The sequence below is a fragment of the Patescibacteria group bacterium genome (assembly GCA_027858235.1).
In the GTDB taxonomy this organism is placed as follows: domain Bacteria; phylum Patescibacteriota; class Patescibacteriia; order Patescibacteriales; family BM507; genus BM507.
Genome location: JAQIDC010000019.1, coordinates 1 through 4,044, shown reverse-complemented (window position 1 = coordinate 4,044; position 4,044 = coordinate 1). Strand labels below are relative to the sequence as shown.

At 29.2% G+C, this 4,044-nt stretch carries 3 protein-coding genes; 1 reads left to right on the top strand and 2 read right to left on the bottom strand.

Annotated elements, in window-relative coordinates; translation table 11 throughout:
- The first annotated feature begins 193 nt into the window (after window positions 1–193).
- On the top strand, window positions 194–1,612 hold the full coding sequence (locus tag PF572_01300; GenBank protein ID MDA3839701.1) for a hypothetical protein: 1,419 nt from the start codon (window positions 194–196) through the stop codon (window positions 1,610–1,612).
- A 299-nt stretch (window positions 1,613–1,911) separates the two neighbouring features.
- Here the strand turns inward: PF572_01300 and PF572_01295 are convergent, their stop codons facing one another.
- Window positions 1,912–3,081 (bottom strand): IS91 family transposase, encoded by a 1,170-nt coding sequence (locus tag PF572_01295; protein MDA3839700.1) that lies wholly within the window; start codon window positions 3,079–3,081, stop codon window positions 1,912–1,914.
- Complete coding sequence (locus tag PF572_01290; protein MDA3839699.1) at window positions 3,078–3,956, bottom strand: tyrosine-type recombinase/integrase; 879 nt, start codon at window positions 3,954–3,956, stop codon at window positions 3,078–3,080. Before PF572_01290 ends, PF572_01295 begins: the two co-directional genes overlap by 4 nt.
- Window positions 3,957–4,044 lie beyond the last annotated feature (88 nt).

The following is a 4,044-nucleotide window of genomic DNA, read 5'->3' as shown; positions in this document are numbered from 1 at the left end:
CGATTCCGCTCGGGGGTACAAAAAAGCTTTTTGTAAAACTAGTTTACAAAAAGCTTTTTTTATTATTAAAAGCCCCAAAAAGATAAACACAACAAAAAATATAACGACTATTATTTCTTTTTTATTAAACCTAGAAACTATTTATTTGTCTATATATTTTAATATCATTGCAATACATTAATCTTAATTGAAAATGAAAAAAATTACTTCTTTTATAATACTAGTTTTTATAGGAATCAGTCTTATTGCCCAAAACAATAAGAAACCATTAACATTCGACGACATAATAAAGTGGAACAGAATAAGCGAAAAGATAATCTCCAACGATGGAAATACTATTGTTTATAAATCTGAACCTTGGAAAGGGAATCCTGTTTTAAAAATTGCCAATAATACTGGCAATGAACTTAAATCTATAATATCTGGCACAAATGCTTGTATAACATCAGATTCGAAATATATAGCATTTACCATAAAACCAAAGTTAGAAGTACTTAGAGAATTAAAGCTAAAAAAAACCAAGAAAGAAAATATGCCTAAAAACAAATTAGGAATATTTAATATACAAAACTCAACTATCGACACAATTAATAATTTAAAATCATACAAACTACCAAAAAATTGGTCGGCGTGGATTGCATATCAATATGAAAAAGAACACTCAAAAGACACAAGTAAAAAAGACCTTGGTAAAAAGGAATCAGAAGATAATGGATCTATATTGACTTTAAAAAATTTGGATACTAATAATAAAATTGACTTTCCATTTGTTACCGATTATATATTGGCAGAAAATAAAGAAATACTTGCCTTTATAACGACCGGCGATGATAAAGATTTTAAAGCAGGAGTTTATTATTACAATCTGAAAAAGAATTCTCAAAAAGAAATTATTATTGCAAAAGGACAATACAAACAACTTTCGTTAAATACAATTGGCGACAAATTAGCTTTTTTAGCCGATACGATAAGCGACAAAAAAGATAGCTATAGTTTATATTATTGGAATAATACTTCCGGAATACAGGAAATAGCAAATAATGCAAACGAAAATATAAAAGAAAATTGGGAAATAAGCGAAAATGGAAATATTAAATTTTCGAAAAAAACAAATCGTTTATTTTTTGGTACTGCACCAATTAAACCTGAAAAAGACACTACAATTTTAGACGGAGAAATTCCTAAACTAGATATATGGCATTGGAACGAGTCTGTTTTACATTCACAGCAATTATATTCGAGAGAGAAAGATTTGAAAAAAACTTTCCTTACAGTATGTAATTTAAATAACAAGAAAATTGTTCAATTAGAAACGCCCAAATACACGGGCATAAGTTTAATAAACGAAGGTGATGCCGACTATGTATTGGCATATACAAATTTGCCATATTCTGTTCAAATTATGTGGGAAGGATATCCCTACCATAACGATTTTTACTTAATAAATATTAAAACAGGCAAATCGGAATTAATTAAAAAAGACTGCCGTGCGACACCGAATGTATCACCCAACGGAAAATATTTATATTGGTATAGTGCAATTGATACAAGCTGGAACACTTTCAATATTAACGACAAAAAAGAATACAAAATTACTACACCCAACACCTAAGCATATAAAAACTCCGTAGAGCAAGGCTTCTACGGTTTTTATATGCATTGTTGAACGACACCAAAAGTAGCGGTATTTTACCCCTATGTATTTTTAATTTTCTGTGAATTTCTCTAAAAAATATCTTGATTTAAAATATTTAGTTTTATCAAATACTTTTTACATATTTTCCTAAAATTTAGGAACTTAAGAGTCATTATATCAGTTGTTTCCATGTTAAAATTTCAATTATAGATATAGCAATCTCCTTACACAAAAAAGTGTTTAATTTTAATTTCAATAATTTCAATCCAAGATTGTTATGCCACTTTAGGTGACGCTCTTGGCCTTTCCTGCGATTGAATAAGAATTAATTTTCCCCCGCATTCTTTGCATACACCCACTTGTACATCATATAAAACTTCAAGAACTTCCGCAATAAGCATTTTAACTGGTTTTTCATACTTTGGCAAATTAAAATATATGTGTAACTTATCTAAGGCATTACTTTTATTTCTTGACGATAAAAATCCATAATTCCTGATTTTCATAAACCTAGCAGGTAAAACATGCTGAAGAAAAAGTTTTATGAATTTCGCCCCATCTACAGTTTTTGTTTTTACTTTGTAATTGTCAGCTCTATCAGTATATTCAAAAGAAACAGTTTTGTCAGTAATAGATTTTACTCTAGCATTACTTATTGCAATTTTATGAGTATATCTTCCAAGATATTCAAAAACGGATTGCTCATTTTTAAAACTTTCCTTAGAATATACAATCCATTGTTTCGCATACAAGTTTTCTTTCAAATTGTAAAAATATTCAGACTCTCTTTGATTTTTCAAGTCCCAATATTTTATTTTTTTATTTTTTTGGTAGAGCTTTAAATATGATAAAAATTTGCCTCTAAAAGTTAATCCAAGAGCTTCAACATTAAAAAGATATTTCCCCTTTGTTGGTGCCGATTTCCATTTGTTATTTTCTGTAATTCCGCCAGCAGGTATTATACAGTGTAAATGTGGATGATAATCTAAATTTTGTTTCCAAGTGTGTAGTATTGTTATCATTCCCATTTTTGCTTCAATCCTGTTTCTTTTGTCTTTCGAGAAACTTTCTATTGTTTCCCAAGCACATTTAAACAGTAAATTGTACAACAGTTTTTTATTATATTTAAACAATGTTCTAAGTTCAGCAGGAATTGTGAACACTGTATGGTGATACTTTACAGGAAGTACATCATTTTTCTTTAGTAAAATCCAACGGTCTTTGTTTATTGCCTGACAGTTTGGACAATGTCTATTTCCACAAGAATTGTAATGTGAATGTACTGTTCCGCAATCCTCACATGCCTGTATATTGAAGCCAAGTTTTTCTGTTTTACACACTTTAATACAATCAATAACTTTATGTTGCTCAATTGTAGCAGAATTTAATTCTAAATATTTATCACTAAAATTTTCGAATGCCTGAGTTATTTTTGATTTTTTCATGGCATTTCCTCCCATTTATCCAAAGGGCTAAAGCCTTTAAATAATGGAATTTCACTTACGTGAAGATAAATCATTGTAGTTTTCATTGATGAGTGCCCCAATATTTCTTGCAGGGTTTTAATGTTCATACCATCTTCTAACGAATGTGAAGCAAAACAATGCCTTAAAATATGAAGATTTATTTTTTTGATTTTCGACTTTTTAATTGCCATTTTAAGAGCATGTCTAATACCTCCTGCACTCATTGGCTCTCCCTTTATTCTACCATTAAATAGGTATTCTAATGGTTTATATTGTAAAAAATATTTTCTTAAATCAGGAAGTATTTTTTCAGACAGTACAGTATACCTATCCTTATTTCCTTTGGCTCTATTTATTCTTATTCTGTATTTTCCATCATTAGTTTCAATATCTGTAATTTTTAAATTAAGAAGTTCATTTCTTCTAAGACCAGATGAATAAAGCAATAGTAGCATCATCTTATGTTTCAAATTTTCGCAGTTAGAGAATAATTTGAAAAGTTCGTTCCTGCTAATAATAACAGGTAAATCTTTTTCTTCTTTAGGATATGGTATCTGAAAAGCGAACTTTTGATTTTCGTCAATTTCAGCATAATACCATCTAATACCTGCCACATAAATTTTTATAGTTCTCCATGCTCTAAATTTATGATACTGCATTTGATACAGGAAGTCTGTAACTTCATCAATATCTGTATTCGCAGGATGTTTTCCAGTATACTTGCAGAGATATTCAATACCTCTCAAGTAATTTCTAATTGTTTGTTCAGAGTGGTTTCTGATAGCCAAACGTTTTTCCATCTTTGTCAGCAAAAGACTAAGTTCCTTTACTGAAATTCCATTTTCATTTTCCATAATATTAAGGTTTAGTTAGTAATACCTAGGAATATATACGGAATTTGATTAAGTGCTAGAATTTAGCTACTTTTGGTTTTGTTCAACA

Bases quoted from the DNA above. Each gene is read 5' to 3' on its own strand.
- PF572_01300 (MDA3839701.1), top strand. From the start codon at position 194: ATGAAAAAAATTACTTCTTTTATAATACTAGTTTTTATAGGAATCAGT.
- PF572_01295 (MDA3839700.1), bottom strand. From the start codon at position 3,081: ATGAAAAAATCAAAAATAACTCAGGCATTCGAAAATTTTAGTGATAAA.
- PF572_01290 (MDA3839699.1), bottom strand. From the start codon at position 3,956: ATGGAAAATGAAAATGGAATTTCAGTAAAGGAACTTAGTCTTTTGCTG.